19 protein-coding genes are annotated in these 25,186 nt (G+C 39.6%); 2 read left to right on the plus strand and 17 right to left on the minus strand.

The window, feature by feature from the left end; all coding sequences use genetic code 11:
- Positions 1–7: 7 nt before the first annotated feature.
- From dptH to J2T16_RS25960, 4 genes are all read right to left on the minus strand, one after another.
- Complete coding sequence (gene dptH / locus J2T16_RS25945; protein ID WP_499019636.1) at positions 8–5,230, minus strand: DNA phosphorothioation-dependent restriction protein DptH; 5,223 nt, start codon at positions 5,228–5,230, stop codon at positions 8–10.
- Entirely contained in the window at positions 5,211–6,599 is a 1,389-nt protein-coding gene (gene dptG / locus J2T16_RS25950; RefSeq protein WP_499019637.1) for a DNA phosphorothioation-dependent restriction protein DptG, read from the minus strand. The genes dptH and dptG overlap by 20 nt, the downstream gene beginning before the upstream one ends.
- A 4-nt stretch (positions 6,600–6,603) precedes the next feature.
- Complete coding sequence (gene dptF / locus J2T16_RS25955) at positions 6,604–8,385, minus strand: DNA phosphorothioation-dependent restriction protein DptF (RefSeq protein WP_499019640.1); 1,782 nt, start codon at positions 8,383–8,385, stop codon at positions 6,604–6,606.
- A 334-nt stretch (positions 8,386–8,719) separates the two neighbouring features.
- Complete coding sequence (locus J2T16_RS25960) at positions 8,720–11,857, minus strand: DEAD/DEAH box helicase (protein WP_499019642.1); 3,138 nt, start codon at positions 11,855–11,857, stop codon at positions 8,720–8,722.
- Positions 11,858–12,169: 312 nt separating this feature from the next.
- Here J2T16_RS25960 and J2T16_RS25965 point away from each other — a divergent pair, with 312 nt between their 5' ends.
- Together J2T16_RS25965 and J2T16_RS25970 are read left to right on the plus strand one after the other, a co-directional pair.
- Positions 12,170–13,162, plus strand: coding sequence for a hypothetical protein (locus J2T16_RS25965; protein WP_336121028.1), 993 nt, complete (start codon positions 12,170–12,172; stop codon positions 13,160–13,162).
- A 78-nt stretch (positions 13,163–13,240) separates the two neighbouring features.
- Positions 13,241–13,705 carry a hypothetical protein gene (locus J2T16_RS25970; protein WP_336121029.1) on the plus strand — a complete coding sequence of 155 codons (465 nt, stop codon included), beginning with the start codon at positions 13,241–13,243 and terminating at the stop codon, positions 13,703–13,705.
- Positions 13,706–13,834: 129 nt separating this feature from the next.
- Here the strand turns inward: J2T16_RS25970 and J2T16_RS25975 are convergent, their stop codons facing one another.
- From J2T16_RS25975 to J2T16_RS26035, 13 genes are all read right to left on the minus strand, one after another.
- Positions 13,835–14,119 (minus strand): DUF4183 domain-containing protein, encoded by a 285-nt coding sequence (locus J2T16_RS25975; RefSeq protein ID WP_253496935.1) that lies wholly within the window; start codon positions 14,117–14,119, stop codon positions 13,835–13,837.
- A gap of 82 nt (positions 14,120–14,201) precedes the next feature.
- Positions 14,202–15,002: a DUF4183 domain-containing protein gene (locus J2T16_RS25980; RefSeq protein WP_221789243.1), complete on the minus strand. Its 801-nt coding sequence runs from the start codon at positions 15,000–15,002 to the stop codon at positions 14,202–14,204.
- 413 nt (positions 15,003–15,415) lie between these two features.
- Positions 15,416–16,087, minus strand: a complete 672-nt coding sequence (locus J2T16_RS25985) for a hypothetical protein (RefSeq protein WP_499019645.1) — start codon at positions 16,085–16,087, stop codon at positions 15,416–15,418.
- A gap of 133 nt (positions 16,088–16,220) precedes the next feature.
- A complete protein-coding gene (locus J2T16_RS25990) occupies positions 16,221–17,465 on the minus strand; it encodes a hypothetical protein (RefSeq protein WP_499019648.1) in 1,245 nt (414 codons plus the stop codon).
- A 150-nt stretch (positions 17,466–17,615) separates the two neighbouring features.
- Complete coding sequence (locus J2T16_RS25995; RefSeq protein WP_221789250.1) at positions 17,616–18,101, minus strand: hypothetical protein; 486 nt, start codon at positions 18,099–18,101, stop codon at positions 17,616–17,618.
- Positions 18,098–19,318 carry a WXG100 family type VII secretion target gene (locus tag J2T16_RS26000; RefSeq protein WP_499019650.1) on the minus strand — a complete coding sequence of 407 codons (1,221 nt, stop codon included), beginning with the start codon at positions 19,316–19,318 and terminating at the stop codon, positions 18,098–18,100. Before J2T16_RS26000 ends, J2T16_RS25995 begins: the two co-directional genes overlap by 4 nt.
- Before the next feature lie 323 nt (positions 19,319–19,641).
- A complete protein-coding gene (locus tag J2T16_RS26005; protein ID WP_154960824.1) occupies positions 19,642–20,118 on the minus strand; it encodes a hypothetical protein in 477 nt (158 codons plus the stop codon).
- 18 nt (positions 20,119–20,136) lie between these two features.
- A complete protein-coding gene (locus tag J2T16_RS26010; protein WP_154960823.1) occupies positions 20,137–20,532 on the minus strand; it encodes a hypothetical protein in 396 nt (131 codons plus the stop codon).
- Between the two features lie 591 nt (positions 20,533–21,123).
- Complete coding sequence (locus tag J2T16_RS26015; protein ID WP_154891196.1) at positions 21,124–21,594, minus strand: hypothetical protein; 471 nt, start codon at positions 21,592–21,594, stop codon at positions 21,124–21,126.
- Positions 21,595–21,612: 18 nt separating this feature from the next.
- Positions 21,613–22,353 carry a CdiA C-terminal domain-containing protein gene (locus J2T16_RS26020; protein ID WP_222592190.1) on the minus strand — a complete coding sequence of 247 codons (741 nt, stop codon included), beginning with the start codon at positions 22,351–22,353 and terminating at the stop codon, positions 21,613–21,615.
- Positions 22,350–22,802, minus strand: a complete 453-nt coding sequence (locus J2T16_RS26025) for a WXG100 family type VII secretion target (RefSeq protein ID WP_154891195.1) — start codon at positions 22,800–22,802, stop codon at positions 22,350–22,352. Before J2T16_RS26025 ends, J2T16_RS26020 begins: the two co-directional genes overlap by 4 nt.
- Positions 22,803–23,010: 208 nt before the next feature.
- On the minus strand, positions 23,011–24,465 hold the full coding sequence (locus J2T16_RS26030) for a DUF2207 family protein (RefSeq protein ID WP_499019655.1): 1,455 nt from the start codon (positions 24,463–24,465) through the stop codon (positions 23,011–23,013).
- A 221-nt stretch (positions 24,466–24,686) separates the two neighbouring features.
- Complete coding sequence (locus tag J2T16_RS26035) at positions 24,687–25,163, minus strand: DUF4362 domain-containing protein (RefSeq protein ID WP_154960243.1); 477 nt, start codon at positions 25,161–25,163, stop codon at positions 24,687–24,689.
- Positions 25,164–25,186 lie beyond the last annotated feature (23 nt).

Genomic DNA, 25,186 nt, shown 5'->3' on the forward strand with positions numbered 1-25,186 from the left:
ATATTTATTATAACTCCCAGAAAGCCTTATCCCGCATCGAAATCGGCTGTGCTGAACCAGCCTTTACGATACTATAATGCTTCTGCAACGATTTAATCCTACTCATGATATTATCTTCTTCTGATTTACTCTGCGTGCTGAAAACCATTCTAATCTCCTTCGCAGACATTTCAGACACATTATGCACAATCCAGGTCAAAATGTAATTCGCATACTCATTATCAGAAGTTGAGAAATGGCTTAAGAATTGCGTAGATAGGATTGTGCCAACACCATACTCTCTTCCTTCCTTCAGAATCTTTTTAATCGAAGTGAAGTCTTTACTGAGAAAATTATCCGCCTCATCAACCAAGATCATTCGCGTAATCTCACGATAAGCTCCATCAATTGCACTGTGTCCAAACATTTGCATTTGATTGTAGAAAACATCGAGTGTAATGGACACAACTAGATTTTGAATACTCTCACTGTATCCAGACAGATTAATTACCGTGATCCCATCAATCATGTCGAACAATGAGATGGTTTTGGAGGAATCTGTTTCAAACACTTCGGTTTCATATAGCTCTTTCAGTGCCGCATACAGAGAATCAATTTTAGAGTTTTCTTTACTAGCATAAAGTTCGTATATATCACTCATCGTTGGAGCTGGTAAATCCCAAGTCGTAGAATCCCCTTTAATAATGCCTTTATTAGCGTATGCTTCCATCATTAAATCCTTCAATGTTATTGCTTGAACTTGTCCAAGATTGAAAGACCTTACAATTGTGTCTGTTAGAGAGTTACTTGTATGAAGAGGCAGCAACGGTTTAATAGGCTCTGCCATGTATAAAGACAAGGGATTAAACGGTAAATGAAATAGATTATATACCTTCGCATTTGTCTTTTCAGTAAAATCAGGCTTTATATAATCACCTTTATAGTCAAAAATCAAAATACCAATAGGAGTTTGATTCACGTTGTCACAGCTATTGCGACTTAACTGCGTAATCAATGATTTCGTGAATTGAGTTTTGCCTGTTCCCATCGTTCCAATAATCCCTGTATTCGTGTGCATAATTTTATCCGTTGAAGTGGGGAACCATTTCACTTCTTCTTTAGAAGTTGCATTATGTCCAAATAAGACTTCTAGTGGTTTTGCCGGTGCCTGTAAATCTACAGTTCCCTGAGACTTTATATCATTTATTTCATCTATTGAATTTTCATCAGCTCTAAGCATAGTCGCTGCTACTTCATACATTCCCACTTCATAATGCCCGCTATTCTCAGCAACAAGTAGTGTCGATTCCTCAGTATCTTGTGCTATTTCAAAACGTTTGGAAGGATCATATAGATTACTCAGTAATTGCTCAGGAGACAAATCCCCTTGATCGCTCTGTATATATTCCTTCATCTCTTCAACACTTTTGAGTATGAATTCATATCCACTTTGTTCGGGGTAGTCATAGACCATAACATCGTCGTTCATTTTAATATCCGTAAACACGACATCCTTTTTAAATGAAATTACAGCACCTTGGCCAATATACTGATCCAATGTATTTACAATCGTGTATTTATCATTAAGAAGATACTCACGAACATCACTTTCCGTAATTTTACTCCATGATTGTTCAGACCACACCGAATAAAGCTTCATTTTCTCTGCACTTGCAATTGCTAATTGCATAAAGAAATTACGATATAATACAGCTTGGAAACTCTTTTCATCACCAGTTAAAAACTCCATTAATAACTGCTTAGTTTCTTTTACTTGTTTTACCGCTTTCTCTCGCACGTTAGCACCGTTATGTCCTATCTTAACCTCAATAGGGTAAAAGTGAACAAACATCTCCTGATCAGAAGGTTCAATCCCAATTAATAACAGATCATCACTGTATGAACCAAATTTCCCTAGTTTTTTAGCAGAAAATAAACCTTCAGATTGTCTTAATCCAGTCCCACCTGAGATTCTAAGAATTTCTTCCATTGAGATAGGAATCCATATAATATTGCTGTGTGCATAAGCAGCAAGGGATAGTTTTACTGCTGAAAGAATACTAATCTTTTCCTTTGGAAAATAGTTCTTCTGAGCCAACAATCGAAGCAACCAATTCCCATTAATAGCATTGAAGAAATTAATGATTGGAGGTAACACATGATCGTCTACATACAACCTCTGATGACCAAGGAATTCTTTAATTAAGCGTTGATATTGTTTTGATCGTCTGGTCACCGTGATCGCATCAAACCCACTCGAGGATGTATATTGATCACTGTAATGAATAACAAGCAGCTCTTTTTGAGCATCACTGTTCTTGAAGAAACTCAGATCTACTTTAGGCTCAATAAAAGTAACCCAATGGGCGGAATCGTAGACTTGATCTAATTGCTGTTTATGATCAGCAGAGATTGCAGTAACAATATTTATATCCTCTTGATAATTATCAAGAGTTCGGGCAACCCTCAGTAATGAATTCAACTTCGGTACCATTTTCAATAGCGGAGCTTCTTGTATTGGATAATATCTCGTTCCGAATCCCGTTTTATAATCTTCGTTGATGAATACAGAAGGAACACCTGAAACAAGACCGAATAATGAAACTCCAGTAATAATTTCCGCAGCATTGCTAGTAGCAATCTGTTCAATTTTATTCATCTGATAGAAAGTAACGTGACTGTACTCGTAATGATTAGTATCCGAACTTTTAGAATAAAACTTCACTTTATCTCGGAAAACATTCAATAATTCTTCAGCATGATATCCATCCAATTCCAATCGAAGATTGAACTGTTTGGCAATCTCTTCTGCATCTGTATATTGTGACATCTCCTCAAATACATTGTTGATACCTTTTTCAGCATAGATGTGAATTTCAATAGGTAGAAGATTCCCTTTTTCCAAATTATCTTTAAGTTGCTTCTTGTAGTATTCAAAAAGACCTTGAAGAATTTCCTGACAGTCCCCCATATTAATAGTATTAATTTTGAGGGGAGCACGACGATCTAATTCAAAAAGATATCCGAAATGGCCAGTAAACTCTTCGATTTTTTCTTGAACCAATTTACTTACAAATGTTTTGGATGACTCGAATCTTGGTAAACTTTGATCCAAGTAAGAAGCCCACTCATATGAATCCATCATTTCAATTGCCTTGTATAGTTTGGAATTGAAATTAACATAAGGCAATAAATTCGTTGGTCTCATGGAATGCAGCAATTCATCATTTATTAACTCATCACCCACCACTTCATTTAATTGTAATTGGTACGCCAAATGAAGAGGATGTAATGGTGTAAGTAGCCACTCTGGATTTATATGACTTTTCTGAATAGTTCCAATTAAAACAAGGTCTCTTTGGATCTGGTTTAATGACTGACCGTTTTGTAATTGTTCAAGCTCCTGTAAATACACATCTATATAGTTACGGGCTAGTGCAGTATAATCTGCATCAAAATAAGCTAAACTCGGGAGTAAACCGTTAGACCTGAAGTATCGCAATAAATCGCAGTATGCCTCTTTTAACGGTTCAGAAACTGAGATCGATTGAGGAACAATCTCTCCTAAGCTATCTTCTAGAAAAAACAAATGATTGGTTTCTAAAAGTTTTCGTTCCCTCTCTAAATTACGCTTGAATTCTCCTTGAGCATAAGTCTCTCTCGTTCCTTGTACAATCTTCATCTTCTCATTCTCTATGCGATAGATGAAGTGTTCTTGCTTTTCACGCTTTAGCTTCCACACACTAAAACCACCAATCGGAACAGGACGTTCAACTAAATCCTGCACAGCAAATGGAATGCCTGTGTGAGGAAGTTTAATATTAAAATAAATCATTTCTTCATCAGTATTATTTTCATCATTACGAGATACTTCTAATTCCTGGTCCTCAGAAATGTCAAATGTGCTATGAGATTCTGTTAAATTAACTTTGGTAATTTCTGATGCATCTTTATTGAAAAACCAACGTTCCGCATCTGAATTAATTAAAAGATACGAACTTTTGGATTTTGATAACGTAATGGCATAGGCCGTTTGTATCGACTGAAGAAACTTGGGCTGAGTCTCAACCACTGTAATTCTAAATTCATAAGCTGGAGATACCTCTGTTTTGTATTTCACACCGTAAAATGTAGTTTGTCCAACTTCATGCTTTAAGCGTACGCGAATCTTTTTACCTGCTTGTTCCGCCAGTATTAAATGTTTAATTTTAGTTTCATTGATATACTGATTTTTGATAAAATCATTAAATGTAAATTCTAATGTGATATCTTCTTCTTGATCAGGATTGAACACGATAATGTTTCGTTTGCGTTGCTTACTCTTGGTTTCGCCATCGGCTCTCTCCCAATACTCTAATCCTTCCAGAGTCAATTTCTTACCAGCCTCTACATACTCTAGACCTTTTCCTTCTAATTTTTTTTGATTCGATCTTCGTACTGAACCAAAATCAACATCCTGCCATGTCTCTGACTCCGATAAAATCTTAACCCCTTGATCATCAAAGTACCGCTCGAGACTGACCTCAGCAGAACCATATTGATGGGCAATTTCAACGTCACTATAAAGAGAATGATTTTCCTTTAGTCTTTCTTTAATTTCCTTAGGAGTTCTAGGGGTATTAAAAAGTTCCGCATCATAAAAAAGTCCAAAGTTTTTATATTCATGCTTTTCTAATTTCTCATTGTTCAGCACAGTAAGTATATTTTCGTAGTCAAATAAGTTCACTCTCTCATGAAGTCCTTGTTGGGCTTTCATTGACTCAATGGAGAAGTTAAGAACTTGTTTCTCTTCTGAGGATAGATTCGTTTGCTTCATCATTTCTTGCAAATCTTTTTCAATTGAATCAATATGAAAAGGCATACCTTCTTTTGCAAACGAAGTCATTCCTTGAACCAAACTATCTAAGTTTGAATTGTGGATTAAAAGCATAGCTAGATCTTCAAAATGTTCTTCATGTATGCCAACTTTATTCCTTAATGTTGTAAGAAAGTCTGGAGTGGTCTCCTCAATATTTGATGCGATTAATACCTTGGTTTGATCATAATCTAAAGTTTGAGATTGATAGAATCCATCCTCCGTTGGCATTGAGAACGGACTAACTCGATTCATACCCTTAATTTGATTTACTAGATTTACTACTTGTTCTTCACGTTCAAATTGAATATGATATTTTTCTCCTGCCTGAATATTAACGTCACTCAAAAAACGTTCCACGAGTTGAGCAAGATAACTATAAAAATGCTTTGACATAAATAGCATCCCCACTATCACTTTTTTTCTCTAGCAAATTCAACTTCTCGAAATACTCAATGATTGAAACCTGAGTATCCCTATCATAGATAATTCCTCTTACTTCGAATTGTTCAAATAGCTTCTTCAATCTGATTTTATGCTCATCTTTAATGATGATTTTAGTCAGGAATAATAAATAATCTGTATCCAGAATTAACATTTTTCCAGATCTCCCCCTAGATTTGAGGAATGTTCTCTGACAAAAATGTGTAAACCACATTTTATATTCGTTATACGGTTTGGATCGAAATGAATTATTGAACTGGTATTCAATCATTTGAAATAATATAGATAATTTATTTAACACAGGTAGGTCATATGTTTCGGGATTTAAGCTCATTTGACTCCACTTCACATCAGATAGCCCCTCACGATATTGCTCTATCACCTTATCCACAGCTTCTTCGATTGCAAGAATTTCTTCATTTGTTCCTGTGCGAAGTACTTCAGCAATTTCTTGATAAGAAAGTACCTCCTCTACTCCCTCCACTGAAATATTAAGCATTTTAAGAAAATTTACATGTGTAAACATTCTATTAATCGATCTTTCAATGTTTTTCCATCCGTATTCGTAACTAACTCTGGTTTTCGATAATCTTTCTTCTTCTTCAAATGTAAAATAAATAGGCACTATACTCTTCTCGTATTTGGCAAACAAAGCTTCATTTCTACGTAACATTTGAGTAATATAGAAAAAATAATAGTAAGATAGAAGTTTCTCAAATTGTTGAGTAAACAAATCCTGTTTCGTAGAAAGCCATTCAAAATCAACAGCAAATAATTCCGATATTTCTGGTAATAACACCGCATACTTAGGGGATTGTAACTCCTCACTTTTCAACTCTGGTAAAGCTTTGAATATTAACGAACTCATCAAATCATCCGTCTGATGTTCTTCATTACTAATTTCCCATGCAGCGTTTCCATTCCATAAAACCTCAAAGAGAAACTCAGCCAACTTTCTGTTCTCGTTCTCAACCGTATTGATGTAATAAAGCGTCTGAGGATGGAATAAGAATAGTTGGTTGTTTTCGTCAATGAATAAAGTTCTAATCATTTGCTTGAATTCGTTTTTTTGATTTATATCTTTGAAATCAATAGATTTTAATACGGCTTCAACTAGTTGTTCGGGATTCGCTTCTGAGGACATTTTTTTTTGCCCCACCAGACGCAAAAACTCACCTACAACTTCCTTAAGGTTAAATTGCATATCTTTAAATTTTGTATTGTAAGGTAAGAGTTCAACAGAAATTTTAGGATTATGCCTGATGGAAGAATCAAATTTGAACTTGTCTATAATGGTTTCTAAATCCAACTTAAACTCCATATTTTCACATCTCCGTATATGAATATTGGTCGAATAAATCATCGTAAGTCAGTCGATAACGCTGAGACTTACCGAACTTCTTGCTTTCAAAAATAAGCTCATTTTTGTCGTTCCCTTTACTACTCAACTGATCTATGAATTCAACAAACTTGATATATTGGAATTTGTCCTTTTTATTCGGTCGATAACCGTTTTTGATTCGAATCAATAAAGAATATAATGAGAAATCGATGTCTATTTCAACGGGTGCTCCACCCTTAGGTCTGAAGGCAATCGTTAACATCGGCAAAAACTTCATTAAGACATCTTCTGCTCTAGCCTCTACTCGTTCAAGCGCAGGTTCAATCTCAAGTTTTTGCAAAGCATAATAGTGCGTCTGCGGTTGTCCAATCTGAACATAAATAAGTCCGCCGTGGCCTTCACCATTCCATTTATAGATCGCATCACGAACGTCCTCTCTGTAAAGCTTGGATAACATACTCCATGATCTTCTATTCCAGTGAAACAAGTAATTCATATATTGATCATAGTCCTGATCTTTGAACGAATCGTGTTGTTCCCTGGGAACCAAATAGTATAAATATACAAATAACTTAACTAACTCATTTCTGAAAGAAACGCTCTTTTTGTCCTCATCTTTCCATGGAGAATGCGGAACAAGAGATTTCGCAAAATATGGTGCTCTATTTACATCAATATATTGACTAAATAAATATGCCCCGTCCTTTCTAGACTTAAAATCAATGAGGTGCTGGTCAAGCAACTCTGTACGATATTGCGTAGGATTAATATGATTTATAGCTTGATGTATAGCAGATGCATCCTCACGATCAAATAATTGGAAAGGCAGTAAACATGCCGTGTAAGATTGAAAATCTTGATCTATGATTAATTCCATCAATTTCTCATGCTCCATGTTATCCATTGAAGAAGGAACTATTATATTGTATATAAAATCAAGCAGTGCCCGAGTAGAAATAATAAGTTTTTCTTTTACCATCGCTTGAATCAATAAATCAATGATCTTGTCCTGAATATCATCATATTGTAACAACTCATAATTTTGAAGAATTGGATTTTTTAAAGCTAATTCGGGATAATTATCTTTTTCTCTGAGATAAGACTTGTAGAAAGGGTTTTGTTCTGTATTCTGAGTAATTCTTTTTAGAATTCCCTTAATGTAACTAGAGCGAGGCCCATGTTCCGTTAACTCATACATATGATAATCACTAAAATTCACATATTTGAATATGTGATCATCTTGAGAAACTTCCTCCGTGATCACAGACTCTATGATTCTCTTTGCATGTACAAATTCTCTAATCCGTGTGAACTCTTTTCCTTCATCTGCATCAATGAAGTTATTCAGAGCACCCAGATTAATAGCTAAAACAATGGTTATATTCGAACCCTTTCCAATCTCTTGATCTGAAAATGGCTTCAGTATCTTGGCCAATGTTTCAATTGAAGTTTTCCTAGGAGAGAAACTTTCCGTTGCATCATTATGTAAATAAAATCGTTCTGGATCTTCTAAAAAATCATACTTATCTTTTAAGTAAGATAAAATATGTGATTTACCATCGCCCACTCCGCCACATACCAATATTAACTGTGGTTCTTTTGTCCGATTAGCTTCTAAAATATAGTTTTCAAGTTCTTTCTCAACTGGCCTCTGAACATGCATATATTGTTTAAATTCGCTAAATCCCTCAAGATTCTCCACAGCTTCCTTAGAAGACTGTTTACAGCGCTTAAGAACATCAATGAAATGAGTATTTATAGACATGCCCCATCCTCCAAAACACTTAATATATTTCACAACAAAAAAAGACACAGTTCTCCTATTGGAACCATGTCTGTCATCATACGCTGTTTACTGTGTAATAGACCATGCTTTGGTCCCGCATACATAAAGTTAGAAATAAAATAATTCATTACCTGCAATAATGCGAAGTACTAATCTACAATAAATGACTATTTATAGGATAAATATACCACACTTATGGTTCTTAAGGTACAAAATTAAGATTTATAGGTATTATTTCCAAGCTGAAATTATGTCCTATAATAGCAACCAGAATAAGACTTGCTAACATAGCAGGTTTCTTAATAATGCTTTCTCAAACAATACACTTATTCGCCACCGCCACCATCTTCGCAGGCATCTCTTCCCGCAGTCGCCATACAAAGCTCATGGGTTTGTTCCCTTCATGACTCACATAATCCGCTTCGCCCAGGAAGACAAATGGAGAAGTATAACCATTCTCCTCCTTGTACTCCCGCACGAACAACGCGATACGGTTCCCCGTCTCCCGATGATGAATATAACGCTGCGCGGTAGCCGTATGCTCCGACACCCTGCTCTGAGTCTGCCAGTGGAACAAGCGCTCGTTGATCGCATAATCCTCATATAGTGTGGAGGGCGAGAAGTCTTTGTCAGATTTGTTCAAAGTAATGAAGAAGATATCCGTCTGTTCATCGGCAAAATATTTCACGCCTTCGCGGAAGGTTGGCGATTGCTCGGCATTCCAGTAGCCGAAAGCGGCGAGCACTTGGTCGATGGAGTACATACAGTGGATATCCAGTGGACAAGTGTACGGGAACGCGTTGCTTTTATCCACAAATCGCAGATGAGTGAGGTTATATTTGAAAATATCCACAAGCTCGGCCCGGAATGCTGCGCAAGACAGAACACGTGTAATCCCTTCTTGAATGCTGCTTAGCCCCAACTTCTCCGGTGCAGCCCGGTGGAAGGTGTAGTAGAACATGATCAACATGCGCTGTTCATCGGCAGTGGTAGGCTCTTTACCATTTTCAATATAGTCGATCAGGAACTTCAACCAGCTTCGGGAATTAATCGTCAGCACCGACGGCAATCTACGGATATATTCCACTTGCTCATCCTCTACTGGCTCGGTTAGTCCCGCTTCGGCCAACAGACCGCGGAAATATCTTTTACCTGTACGTCCACCATACAATTCATATAGTGTTATTCCATGATGCTCTACAAAATGAGCCAGCGTCAGCGGCAGTCCAGTGTCCTGCTGGAACGTTTGCAGTTTCTGGATCAGCGCTCTGCGATTGCGGCTCATCTGCTTCAGATTACGCATAACGTAATCCTTGGCCTGTTTTTCCAACTGAATAAACGTGCCACGAGGCAGGTTCGAAAAGCCGTTCTCGACATAATACGAGATGGAATGTTTGGTCGCACCGATCAGGGCGCGGAATTTATCCTGGTACCTGTATTCCTGATGCGCTTGCCCGATGAAGTCGAGCACGGTCAGGCACTCTTTGCCTTCTGCCATCCGTAGTCCACGACCGAGTTGTTGCAGGAATACGGTTAAACTTTCGGTCGGACGCAGGAACAAAATCGTATTCACCTCAGGGATATCCACACCCTCATTGTACAGATCGACAACAAAAATCAGGCGCAGTTCTCCGTTCACCAGTTTTCCTTTTGCAGAATGACGCTCCTGTTCACTTGAACCGCCATGCAAAGCTATAGATGGAATACCAGCTTCGTTGAAAACTTTAGCCATATACAGCGCATGATCCACCCCTACACAAAATCCTAATCCTTTAACATCATCCAGGTCGGTGACGTATCGGTTCAGACTTTGCATGATCTGATTGGCACGGATTTTGTTATGGGTGTAGAGCTTCTCCAGTTCGTTCAGATCGTAGCCTTTACGTGACCATTTCACCTGAGACAGATCAACGGTATCCGTGACACCGAAATATTGAAACGGGCTAAGCAGCTTGCGGTCGATGGCATCCGTCAGACGGATCTCGGCGGCAATCGTATGATCGAAGTACGCAGTTATGTCTTTACCATCCATCCGTTCAGGTGTTGCTGTGAGTCCAAGCAGAATATGTGGCTCGTAATGAGACAGCAGTTTCTGGTAGGAAGGTGCAGCAGCATGGTGGAATTCATCCACAATGATATAGTCGTAATAGTCTGGGCTGGTTATGTCCGTTAACTTCATGGAATTAAGGCTCTGTATGCTGACAAACAGATGCTCCAGCGCCTCCGCGCGGTGATTCCCGACGTGTAGCTCGCCAAAGTTCATGTCCTTCAGGATATACCGGAACGTGTCGCGGCTTTGCTTCAAAATCTCTTCCCGATGGGCGACAAAAAGAAGCTTGGCTCCCGCTCGGCTTGTGCGGAATCGCTTGTAATCGAAGGCAGAGATGACCGTTTTGCCAACGCCTGTGGCGGCCACGATCAGGTTACGGTTTCGTCCATACAGCATGCGCTCGGCGTCAAGCTGTTCCAGCACTTCCTTTTGATAATCGTAAGGCCGGATGTCGAGGTGGAATTGTCCGGATTGGTCTTTTTTGCGATTCAGGGCTGCTCTCAGCTGTGCCTCATGCCCCTGATCCTCAGGTATGTACCTCGTAAATTCGCGGTCATTCCAGTAACTCTCGAAGGTTGCTTCGATCTTGCGCAGTACATCCAGGGAATCCTTCTCCGTCACCTTGAGATTCCACTCCATGCCACTGGTCAGAGCCGGGTTGGACAGGTTGGAAGAGCCGACATAAGCGGTGGTGAATCCCGTATCGCGGTGGAAAATGTACGTTTTGGCATGCAGCCGCGTGACTTTGGTATCATACGAAATCTGGATTTCGGTGTTCGGTAATTTGCTGAGTTCGGTAATCGCCTTGAGGTCGGTTGCCTCCATATAGGTGGTCGTGATGATCCGTAGTTTGCCTCCACCCGATGTGAATTGCTGGAGCTGTTCCAGCAGCAGGCGAAGTCCGCTGAATTTGATAAAAGACACCAGCCAATCGATCCGGTCGGCGGTCACGATCTCTTTTTGCAACTCGAGCAGCATACTTGGTTCAGACTTGGCACCTGTGAATAACGAGCTCTGGGCAATTGGCGTATCCGGGCGAATGATTTTGGTATCCCGAATGGCACGAATGCTGTTCAGCTTGGAATACACATGGGTCAGCACCTCACCCTGCTCATCCAGTTGCAAGTCGTTATACTCCTCTTCCCCCAACGTGTCTTTCAGGGTCGCAATAATCTCATTGCAGGTTCGAATCTGCTCTAATACAGCCATTTTGTCTTCCGTCTGTTCCCGTACAATCTTGAGCGCTCGCCGTGTCACCGCTGCCAAATACGTAGATAGTAGTTTACGCGCTTCCTCCGCATCCAACTTCTCAGTCCCAATGTGATACACATCCGGGTCGAGCGCCGAAATCTCTTGTCTGGTGATGGTGTTGATAAGCTGTTCATATATGCCTTGTTTCATGAATGTACCTCGCGAGGGTTAGGATGGTTGTGGATATGTAGTTGCGCTCTATTATGTAATATCTTTAAAGGCTTCTATACTATTATCGACAAATGAAGAGAACTTTTCATTATAGTTTACGATTTAAATAATATCTATCAATATAAGGGAGCATATGGAAGCAAGTTTAAGATAGGCCGTGGATACAGTACTACCATTAGGATGAACAGGATGATATGTCAAAATACACCTATATTCCACATTTTACATGTGCATAATTTGTATATACAATGAACAACTGTTATACAAATTCTATACGTGAGGAGAAAGTAATTGAATAAAATACTAAAAAATTTGGCTCAATGTTCCCTTTCCATGGTTTTGTCAGTATCCTTATTTACGCCTGTCTCTAGTGCAGCATCGACTCAAGTCCAAGGTAATGAGGTATTATTGAATTCAGGATGGTCACAAAAAGAGATTAATGACCTTTTATCAGAAGACGAGATTCAAAAATATGCATCTGGTGAAATTTCAGATACAACTACTCATTTTGTTAAGCAAACCATTAAGGTAAAAGTAGATCAAAGCAGTAAAGCAATGTCTACCCTACAATCTGCACCAGAACCAACACTTACTCCAGTAGAAGGCTCTGAAGAAAGAGTTCTTCTATCCGAAGAAGAATTCTATCAAGAAATGAAAGAATACGAAAAAGCTGAGGGGAACCCACAAGCTATACTTAAACTAGGTAAGCAACAGAACTCTCCTACTGCTCTCCGGGCAGCAAATGCTGAAGTGGATTATGTAATACCTGACGGGTATATGAAATACACTATGCAAGCATTTAAAACTGGAAGTAAAGATTATCAGTTGAATTTGAGATTTGAATGGTTGAAAATGCCTGCTAACAGAGGAATAGATGTCTTTGCATTGGGGCATGGACCTGGGTTAGTCCAAACAGGTACTCAGGATGACCTAGTCTTTACTGGTAAATATAATTATGTGACGGCGGGACAACCTATAAAAGAGGCTAATATTACTCCCATTAGCAAAAAGACAGATAGTGGCGGAAGTTTTGTAACTTTTCGGCTTGATCAAAGTTCCTTAGCATACTCCCTTGCTGCATATAGAGGGTATCTTAGTTACCACACTTCTGTGAGTAACTCCACAGAGCTTACAACATCTGTTGAAGGTTACTATAAACACAAAGTTAGCAAGCTTACTGTCTCGCCATCTGTAAGTTACCCTTTGTCAGTTGGCTTGAGTATATCCTCTGAAAGTTCGTATGTTACTGAGTCTCCTACTCCGTATTTTAGTCTGAAGTTGTAATTATGTTAATATAGTTAGGGTAATAAAGAGTGTACAGACTGTACACTCTTTATTTCATGAAAGGAGCACGAAATTTTTATGAATAAAAAGAGCATAGTCATTGCCCTAATCATTGGTATCCTTATATTGGTTCTTCCCGCTGGATTTTACTTTTTTACTGGATCATCAGAAGAATCAGCGCTGCCTGAACCTAATATCCCCATTCAAACCAAAACCGTAAATGGCATCACGATCACGTTACTCAATGCAACGTATAACAACAAGGATTTGCAGATTGGATATGAGATAAAGGGAGGCGGACAGTCCGAGAATGATTTGGGATATACCTTCTATAATGAAGGTGAACCTTTCGCTGAAACTGTAAGTGGAGACATTCTAAAACTCGGAGACAAACATTATTACATTACAACAAGAACGGATCAAGTCCGTGATCTACCAGAAACATTGAATCTTACTTTTGAGATTAAAGCACGTCCGAACTCGGCCGAACAACATAACATTTCTATCCCGTTCGAACTTGTACTAGAGAAAGAAAAGAGTTAATTCATGATCTCCATGAGTTAGCTCTTTAGAATCCACCTTTATTGTAAGTTGAATTCGTACAGTATGACAAACGGCTCCTATCACAGATAGAAGCCGTACAATGCTTTGTTAAATCACTTCAAGCAATCCTTATGACACTACAAATTGCACGACAATTGGGGTGCCATCATTCAATGCATCTCCACCGGGGATGGTAAGTGTGGTGGTGGTAACCGAGGATGTGTCTGCTGTTTGCATAAGGCCATTAATGTAGAGATTATAGTAATTGAACGTGCCTGGAAAAGCTGTTGCGGCTGTACCTGCATCGTCGGTAAAAGCCGTCGCAGCAATTGCAAACGTTGCTCCGGTTCCTGTTCCATCCCCTATAGTCGCAGCGAATCTTAAACTGTTCTGAAATGGTGTAACAAGTGGCATGTTTCTCACCTCCTACCTGACATAGTATATGTAGTAGATTTGAGAGTAGTGAAGGCAGAGGGATGAGATGATATAACCATTTTCAATTATTTAGGATTACCGCTGTTAATTGAACGATCTCAATAATGACTGGTGTTTCAGCAAACAGGACACCGCTTTGAGATGGAATAAATAAATCATCTGCAGTTAACACATACGAATTGCCAGGTTGTACGATCCCATTAATATAAAGATTGTAGTAACTCGTCATGCCGATCCCTGCAAATTGAGATATACTTCCTCCCTCATCATTAACAAATTCACTAGCAGCAACCGTAACCGAGTTCGATAAATCCAAATCAGTGTCAGGGAAATAAAAGTAGCGGTCTGATGTAGGAATAATCTGAATTCCGGGGATACTTCCCGGCGGGCCTTGCTCACCCGGAGGTCCTGTTGGCCCTTGCACTCCAGGAGGTCCCTGCTCCCCAGCTACACCCTGTGGGCCAACCGGACCTTGAGCTCCCGGACTTCCCGGTTCGCCTTGTTCACCACGAGGACCAGCAGGTCCCTGCACTCCGGGAGGCCCCTGCTCACCGCCGACACCTTGAGGGCCAACCAGACCTTGAGCTCCCGGACTTCCCGGTTCGCCTTGTTCACCACGAGGGCCAGCAAGTCCCTGCACTCCAGGGGGGCCCTGCTCACCAGATACACCCTGAGGGCCAATCGGACCTTGGGCTCCCGCTCTTCCCGGTTCACCGCGATCGCCCCGAGGACCAGCGACACCTTGTACTCCTGAACTGCCTGCTTCACCCTGCTCTCCCCTTGGGCCTGCCAAGCCTTGGGAACCTTGTTGTGTGATCAGTCCCTGCGTTTCAGGAAAACTGACTGTTTTTATTTCCTCCATTTTAGCGGGGGTAAAATCCAAAGTGGGCTCAGGACAGGCGAGAGGAATATTTCTTCTTCCAGAGAATATGCTATTTCTGTATCTGCGGGATACTTTCTTTTGTCTCACGCGTTGCTTGCAAGCACATCTTTTTCTTCCCACAGCTTTACGTATCACATACCGTTTCTTACGTTTTCTCGGGTTATTGTTACAGCGTTTCGTTGAAGAATGTCTCTTTCTTAATGAGTGAAGAGTCGTTTTCACCTTTTTCGTATGCTTCAAAGTCGCCACACTCCTTAGGCCAGTAAACACAGTATATATGCCCTATACTATGTCTTCTGCACATGCGGAGAGTGTGCGAATAACTATGACCACAGCCCAATAAAAAAGAACTACAGCTTCTGCTATAGTCCTCCCTCTTACCTGTTTCACCCTTATTTGCTTTGATCGTACCTGGGATTCAACGCATCTCTCCAAACGTCATCTTCCACGAAATCAACCTTTTTCTCCTTAAAATAAGATCGTGTCTCTTGCTCCAAATCATTTAGGATTTGAGGCCAGTCCTTCTCTTCGATCACTGTCGTTTCAAAATCTCCGACGATATTCAACCACCGCTGATTTAACTCTTGGTAGCCCTGTATTCTGGCTTTTAGTTCAGCGGATACAGGATAATTGCTGATATCCAGCCTTTCGAATGTCATCTGCATCCGGCGAAGTGCCTGCGGCCATATGTCTCCTACTTCTATATGATTGATAAATAACGGCGCAGGTTTAGCGAGCCAATTCGCTTGCTGACTTAGAGTGAGATTCATGAAGTTATATTTATTGATGATCTGCATCATATCTATTAGACCGTAATAGACTTGCCTTGCCTGCTCTCCGTCCTCAACCATCTCGTTTATGATTTTGCCATCCTCCAGTATGCGGTCAAAAATACGATCATTCGTGATAATCGTACTTTTCATATCAACCATATCTTGACGGATATTCGAGGTCAGGTATTGTTCATACATTCTTTTTTCTTTGTAGAAACTGTAAGTTAGAACAAGCAAGATCACAAACGAAAGGTAGCAACCGATCTTGAAAATCCGTTTTTTAAGGATCATGGCGAGATTTTCCCCTTGGATTTTATAGTAAGAAGCACCTCTACGTTTATGGGGTAGAAGTGCCTTAAGTCTTTCATCGTTTTAGTTGTAAGATTTCATCTAGATCGTTCTCGGATCAATGTAACACCAACGATTACTTCGTTATCTTGTATTTGATCAGATGATATCGGCCGTCGCTAACCACGGTACGATAGACCACATTTTCAGACGCGTCATATGTGAAGTTACTCTTATGCACATCATCTAAAACAAAGTATGTACTAAGCAACATGTCTCCATTATCTTTCATTAGTGTATACCGTTCTCCCCATTTGCCATTAATGGTTCCATAATCAATATACTCAATATAGCTATCGTTACGATAGAAGCTCATTAAATAGTTAGCATTAAGCTCACCTTCGTAATCATGTGAAAACAGCTTTTTGAAGTTATGGTCGTATACCGTGAAATTGTGTTCAGTTTGGTTATCAATTAATAGTTTACTTCCGGTTGAATGCATAGACATGCTCATGTTTCTATCGAGCACGGTGTCCCATTTGAGTTTACCATTCAATCCATAAGCCATTAATTTCTGTCCACCATCTGAATTGTTTCTAGCATATTCTATAATCAGTGTACCGCCACTTAATTGATGATACTTCGTAGCGTAGAATCCACTGAACTTTTGAGTGTTTATCGTAAATAATGGCTTTTTCAACGATGTTACATCTTTGAAAACCTCGATTTTATTCTCACCTTTAAAATGAAGTACATAACCGGAATTCAATACCTTCGTATTAAAACCTAATACCGTTTCGCTTGTCATCACCCCTTTGGAATTTAATGTAATAAAACGAGACTGATCTTTAAGACTATCCGTTTGTTGCAGAACAATTCCATTTTTATACGGATAGATATTGGAGAAACCTATATCCTTCTTCTCGAATAGACGCTTTCCTTTCCCATCTAAACTGAGAATGTTAAACGTTTTTCCGCGATTCGTAGAATACTGATAGAATATACTGCCGCTTTCGTTATAGAACCAAGTATGATTCAGAGGGTAAAAGTTCTTCACTTTATTTTTAATGTCATACGTCCAAGCTAGTTTCCCTGTCTTATTATTTATCGTGTATAGGCTGAAGTTATTACCAGATACCTTGGCGGGATTTACCATCACAAGCTGAGCAGCACGATTAATAATATCTAGTGGAGTGTAACCCAGATCAAAGCTCAGATAATCAATTTCTTTCGGAAACGTATGTATCCACTCCTGCTGTAACCCTCCGTGCTCTTCTAAGCTTAATTCCTTAAACTCTGCATAAGTCTGATTTGTACTGGCTAAATACAATGTTAAAACTACAAAAATGGCTATTAATCTTTTGGATACTTTACTTTTCAATACGACACAGCCCTTCTCTTATTTTATGTTTACTTTTATGTACACGAAGAAAAATGAATTCATACTAATCCATTTTCAGATCATGTGTTGCATTTATACATTCAAATACGATAAAAGATGAAATACTCATTCATTCTCCATCCTCTTAACTCAAATAACTTTTTCACTACACCACTTAGGGTTATAAGGTCTTTGACTTAGTCTAAAGATATCATCAGCCGTGTAGCACCACTCAGCATCATCAAACCACAAGTAATCTTCTGGATTATCTTTAAAATACTCCACTACAAACTTGTAAATGAATTCATAATCCTCATATTTTATATTTTCAATGTCTAATGCCCAAAAATAATTCTCGTCCTGTGTAAGCCATGTAAAACTGTCAAGCGAATCCTCTTCGATCGCATTAACGTTAAAAGTGAAATACTTCAAACCTTCTTTATTCTGTATACTTTTAAACGTGGATTCATCTACATCAGAAAGTGTTCCTTCCCCGGATAAAAAGAGTTGTCCATCATATTTAAGTTTTACTAAAATACAATACATATTTGCTTTATCAGCTGCCTTCTGAAAATCTTCAATAGCTTTCTCAGGGACGTAATGTTCTATGTTTTTCAAAATAATTAACGAACTCACTTTCTCATAACCTCCTCTAATTCACCGGTAGAACTTATTATTCTTATCCCTTTATCATGAATCATTTTAAGTATATTTTCCTGTGTTTTATTTTTTACAGTAGTATCTTCGATATAGTAAATAACCTCTCTATTATTGAAATTGAAAAATTTTTCGTCCATTGGATCAGTAAGTTTATTGAATTGTTTTTTGCTTACCGCGCTTAACGATTTCTTTACCTCAATAAGATGGGAATCGGTCAAAATATCAATGTCTCCTGCTTTTGTATCATCTTTCATATGCAATTGTATTGCCGTTCCTTGTAACCTTCCTGTACCTTTTACAGTTTGTGCTACTTTGCCCTCTAAGATATCACCATCGATCGAGCTTTTTAAATTCTTCTCAATAATTGCGTCTAAATCTTTTGGGCCTTGATTCGTCCAGGATATTTCATTCCCATATGAATTTGTATATATGGTTTTAATACCTTCCATTCTTATTTTACCGTTATGACTCAGGCCACTCTCCTTATCAGTCTCCTTCTTACCTCCCCCACCTCCACCCGATTCATGACGTTCCTTCGGGTGTAAGGCTCTGCCGAAGATCAAATAAGAGAGGGCTTGGCCGACCATCGCACCTTTAACATAACCTGACTCGTCCTCATCGAGTTGCTTCTTCTTTCCATCCACAAACTGCTCGATCTCAGACCTTGCTGTTCCGTTGCCCCAGGCTGCATCCCAAGCAAATGCGAGTCCACGTCCAGCGTCAACTACCTTACCTAGAGTCATCGCATAAGCCAAACTGCCTAATGTGCTTAACGGATTATAGATGAGTGCTTCGGCTGTCTCGCCCATACCTGTAACGGTGTCACCAATGGCTTTGTCCACGGCTCCAGTGAAAAAACTTGGTTTCAACTCATTAGGGATGTACAGAGCCACCTCACCTGTGCTGTCTGTCGTTCTGAAATTATTCGCAATGAAGGTAAACTCCTTCTGAATATTATCCAGCATGCCGAGTGTTGACGGGAAAACATGCTTGACCTCCATGAAATCCCAGAAGAACTTTTCTTGTGTAACCCCCGACCATTCAGAATGCAGCGTATTAAGAGATTTGTCCAGTTCACGAACCATTCGGTCCAAATCCAATTTACATTGCTGAACATAACGTGCCTTGGCATCCAATTCATCGGGGTGTACCTGAATCCGCAACATGCCGTTTTCACCACCAAACCTGATCATAGTCGTTATACCTAAATTTTAACAAATGGAATTTATCTTTGAAATTGAACAGAAGGATCATTTTCTCCCTCAAAGATTCAGTAATTAAGCAACTGCCTACACAACCAAGATTGCGCATTCAAACATACGTTCTATAATGATGAATCACTTCTATGTTTATGTGTAGAAGTGCCTTTGCCCCGTTTTATTTCAGTCGGTATTTCAATCCAATCAATGTTCCCTTGGAATGATTAGTTGGATTATGATTCAATTTATTATGGAAATCATTGAGCCTTCATATTACGCTCTCTTAATGAATTAGCAAATCATTCAAGTAAGTTCTCTTACAAATCTATGGGATTCTTATAGCACCATTCATTGTCCAATGGCTTATTTTTTATTTTTTCTAAATCCTCTATTGTATAAAACCAATTATCTTCAATCCATACTTTTGCAGAAGGATATATTTTTAGAATTCCATAAAGTACTTTAAATAATAAATCTTCATTCTCATAGAAATCTTCAGATACTAATGCCTTAAAATATTGGCTTTTAGAATCATCCCAATTAAAATCTACGGTTTGAAATTTATAAGGCTCATCATACAAATTCCAAGGTATTTGCCTTGAATAACTGTCTTCAAACGGAATGTCACTAATATATATTGAGCAAAACTTTAATTTCCCAGTTTCATCATACTTGTCATAATTGTTAGCAAAGTAGAGCCCGTAATTAATAGATATTTCTCTAATAATTTTTAATAAATCGCTTGCCGAGATACTTTCTCCTTGCCTAAATAATACAAAAGTTGAAATTCCCATTATTTCAGCCCTCTTAACTCAAATAACTTTTTCACTACACCACTTAGGATTATAAGGTCCCTGACTTAGTCTTAAGATATCATCAGCCGTGTAGTACCACTCGGCATCATCAAACCACAAGTAATCTTCTGGATTATCTTTAAAATACTCTACTACAAACTTGTAAATGAATTCATACTCATGATTGATATTCACAATATCCAATGCCCAAAAATAATCCGTTGATTGGGTGAGCCACGTGAAACTATCATATGAACTTTCAACAACCTTGTTTACGTTAAACGTAAAGTACCTAATTTTATCTTCATCTTCGGAACTCAACAGAGTCTCTTCGTCTACCTCGGATAGTGTGCCTTCTGCAGATTGAAAGTTCTGATCTGTATCAAGTTCAACTGTAATGTGAAAATAGTACAAAATATTCGCTCTCCGCGCTGCCTTCTTGAAGTTCTCAAGGGTCTGCTCTGGAGAATAATTTGATATTTTTTTTAGAATTATTACTGAGCTAATTTCCTTTAAGCCTCCTTGAAATTCTCTATATCTCCTGATAGTTTCGATTTTGAATCAACGTTCTGTACTCTTCCCGATTCCAAGATCCCTCTTCGTTATTAATTCTCAGAATTCCGTCAATTCTGTAGAAGCATTCATTATCGTTATGGGGAAAAAGTAGATTACTATCTGTTGAATCAATGATTTCGAAGTAATGCTATCCCACTCATTATCTAGGCAAAAATTTAAACTCAGAATATATTCAAAGTCACTAGAGAGGAATTTCGACTCGTATCCAAAGGGATCATCTGACGTATCAATTAAAGAATTAGAGAAGCCATATCTGCTAATCGTTTCATCAATCTCAATTCCTTTCTTTAACTGGATCACCTCGTTACAAATAAACCCAATCTTATTTAATTTCTTTATTAACGCTTCTTCTATAAATACAACGTACAGACATTCAACACAAGAAGTCCCTCTTACATTTACATGGCAGAATTGCCTTTAAATCTAACTTTAACGTTCCATAAAGTTCTCATATTCAATATGCTCAAGAAGCTCTCCATAATTCGTCTGAAGCATTTCAAGGTAAGTTATGTTGAACGTATACGTTCCTTCTGCATAAAAAAATATTTCCTCTCCCGATGTGTGATAGAATATTCCACTTACATGGAGCGATTCTAGAATTGCAAATGAGATTTCGTACATCATTTTATAACAGATTTCATAATGTTGATTGTTTTTTAATTCGTAAGATATAGTCTGTTCATATATAAAATCCTCTTCTTGGAACATCGTTTCATAAGAAGCGGCTGGATGATTTCGCGGGAAATGATTATCATATAAAGTTATTTTCAAACCGTTGCCCAGATCAAACTCATCATTGTTTTCATTTTTTTTATAACTCACCTTAAGATTTTTACTTATTAATAGATTCTTCATCCGTAAGGCATCCTGTTTTCCGTTTAGTTTAAGTGAATACTCCATAGACTTATCTCCCCTACTTTATGGATATACAGAAATTATCTTACCGTCCTTTTTTATTGCGATAACTTCTTCTAAACCTTCAATTTTCCAATCTCGGAATTGTTTCAGCAAAGAAGCGTCATCTCCAGCCCACTTTGACAAGTTAATTACCACATTCTTAGTTTGTTTTTTGGCTACGACTTTTTCTTCTACTTCACTCCAAATACCTCGGATACCTTTATTCTCAGTTGGTGAGTAGCAATCAAATATACGATCTTCAATTCGAAAATCTGGATCTCTATTAATATCAATACCATCGCTTTCGCGAACTTTTGGGTTTTGTTCAATTTGATAACCATTTTTCGCTAATACATCAGCAGCATCATTTTCAAGTTCTAAGGACTGTTTAGTTGCCTTATCTGCATTATTGGGGATTTTTGTTCTGGTACCATTTGGCACAGCTTCTGGATTAGGTAGTCCACTTGGCTTAATCACACCAGATTTTGCATTGTTTTTTTCATTTCCCTTTTCCTTCTTACCTCCCCCACCTCCACCCGATTCATGACGTTCCTTCGGGTGTAAGGCTCTGCCGAAGATCAAATAAGAGAGGGCTTGGCCGACCATCGCACCTTTAACATAACCTGACTCGTCCTCATCGAGTTGCTTCTTCTTTCCATCCACAAACTGCTCGATCTCAGACCTTGCTGTTCCGTTGCCCCAGGCTGCATCCCAAGCAAATGCGAGTCCACGTCCAGCGTCAACTACCTTACCTAGAGTCATCGCAAAGCCAAACTGCCTAATGTGCTTAACGGATTATAGATGAGTGCTTCGGCTGTCTCGCCCAGACCTGTAACGGTGTCACCAATGGCTTTGTCCACTGCTCCAGTGAAAAAACTTGGTTTCAACTCATTGGGGATGTACAGAGCCACCTCACCTGTGCTGTCTGTCGTTCTGAAATTATTCGCAATGAAGGTAAACTCCTTCTGAATATTATCCAGCATGCCGAGTGTTGACGGGAAAACATGCTTGACCTCCATGAAATCCCAGAAAAACTTTTCTTGTGTAACCCCCGACCATTCGGATTGTAGCATATTAAGCGATTTATCCAGTTCACGAACCATTCGGTCCAAATCCAATTTACATTGCTGAACATAACGTGCCTTGGCATCCAATTCATCGGGGTGTACCTGAATCCGCAACATGCCGTTTTCACCACCAAACCTGATCATAGTCGTTATACCTAAATTTTAACAAATGGAATTTATCTTTGAAATTGAACAGAAGGATCATTTTCTCCCTCAAAGATTCAGTAATTAGGTAACTGCTCTACACAGCCAAGCTTGCACATGTACGCATACCCTATCTAATTTGATGTATTATTAGGCTCCCATATGAAGAACAGGCGTTCAGCGGAGGCATCATTTCAATCCATGATAATTAATCTCCACCACCGCCCGAGTCCCCGCCTCCGCCGGAATCCCCGCTGTCTGATCCGTGATGATGATCGTCCCCGCTGTAGCTATCCGTATTGACCGAAGTGTGACCGCTACTTCCACCCGAATCAGGGAATATCGTGGCGAAGACATAATTGGTGCGATCAAACGGAAACTCTGCCGCGAACATCGGCCTGAATATGCCTCGCAGATGCAAAGCTAGCACCAATAGAGGTGTATGTTTTAATGTTGTTGATCCAGGTACACTGTTATCTGATGTAGGTTCACGATCCGCAAGGCGTCTGAGCTCTGGATCATGGTGTTGCTGTAACACAGACCAATCTGTTTTGCGTACACATCGTGATCCAATGCCCAGCACCAGAGCGGTCTGAATGATCTGTTCCAACACTTCTGGCGACTCACTCAGGCGCTCGACTGGAATGCCCTTTCTGTATCGTTTACGCCAGTGACGCATAGAGGCCTCCCAATCCCTCTCAGATGGAGCCACTTCTCTAGCAGGCAAGAACAAACGAACAAAAATAGACAGAAATATAATACTATATAGCGATGAAGTAAACGCTGAATTGCCATTGATCGCCACGGTGAGGCTGATTATTAATCCTACACAAGCCGCCTGATAGAGCAAACGCACATGAATTTTCCGAATCACCAAAAACCAAATGACCACTGTAACTGTCAGACCTATCACACCCGGCACAGACACGCGCTCTACAAAACACACGATACCTGTAAGGAGCATCAGAATAGGAAACATGACATAGACAAGCAATCGCAAAAGCAACGGTGTTCGAATCAACTGTCCCCAGTCTCTCGTCTCTACGACTTGTTCCTTCCACGACTGAACACCTTCGCTCAGCGCCTTTTCTTTATGCCGGTAATATTTCATGGCTTCTCTCCGCTTGCTTTCCCCTTCGCTTGGTCCGGCCAAAGCATCGAGCCTCAGCCGTTGTTTACCGAAACCATAGGTAGAGAATAGCCATTGCAACAGACCCTGTTCATCCGGCGAACTATTAGTAACCGAGGATTCCACACTGTACTCCAACGTTGTTTTGGGTCTAAGTTGAGGATTGCTTTCCCCCAGGTCATTCCGATATCGTCCTTTGGTTTTCACAACTCGCATCGACAATATGCCTTTACGAATTAACTGGAACATGGTCGCCTGTGTGTCCTTCAACTTCAGCCTGCCCTTGCTCCGCAAATAGGCGAGAAACAGTGGGTCTGCTTGCTCCACTTCTTCGTCTGTGAAAGGTCCCTTGCTCAAGCGAGCCCTCACCCAGATCAGCAATTGAACGACAATGATACCCAGAAGCACCCACATGATCCCTTCCATAAGCTGCTTCAACCATGCCTCCTGCAAGATCGGGGCCAGCTGTCTCTGGACAAGAACCGAATGATAGAACTGAGATGAAGCTTGCCAATCTGTTAGTACATCTCTCATGTGATGACCCCTTTCATAGGAAAAAAATAAAACTTCGGCAATCTACCCTACTCTATATAAACCTGTTCATATCCCAAAAGAATCCCACCAGAGCACCCTTTTTCATCGCTGCGCCTTTCAGTGTTCATTCTTAAACATTCATCATTCATGCTTCATGCTTCATGCTTCATGCTTCATGCTTCATGTTTCATAATTCATCATTCGTAACTCTTATCTTTCTTCTACATCTTTGGAAAGTAGAAACTATTTTGCTTCTCACAATTGGTTAAAACGTACACTGACTCTCCTCGCTCCATTTTGGTCAGTTCCAATCCCTTGCAAGTATTCGTCATGATCTCTTCTCTGGAGCCATACTTATCTCTTGTCGCATCATAGGTGGATTGAAACAGCGTACCGTCATAGATTAGCTCATGGATGATGGGATCCCCTTCAATCGTATACATGGTGACCCGGACGTGATCCGGTTGATCCTTTTTCACATTTTGCAGAAAAGACTCCCACTTCTCTTGGTTTCGCATCTCTCCATGGAGGAAGACAACATCTCCACTTTCTTCTGCTTGTTCCCCGTTATGCGGCTCAACTATGGCAGGAAAAGGGCTTCTTTTCTCTACCGGATCGACAGTCTGCTGCGGATCATTCGGACTACAGCCTGTTGCGAGTACAACTGCCAAACATAACATAATAAAATATTTTCCCATTGCAATCACCTCATATGTACAAC

It is taken from the genome of Paenibacillus intestini (genome assembly GCF_030803945.1).
Classification (GTDB): domain Bacteria; phylum Bacillota; class Bacilli; order Paenibacillales; family Paenibacillaceae; genus Paenibacillus; species Paenibacillus polysaccharolyticus.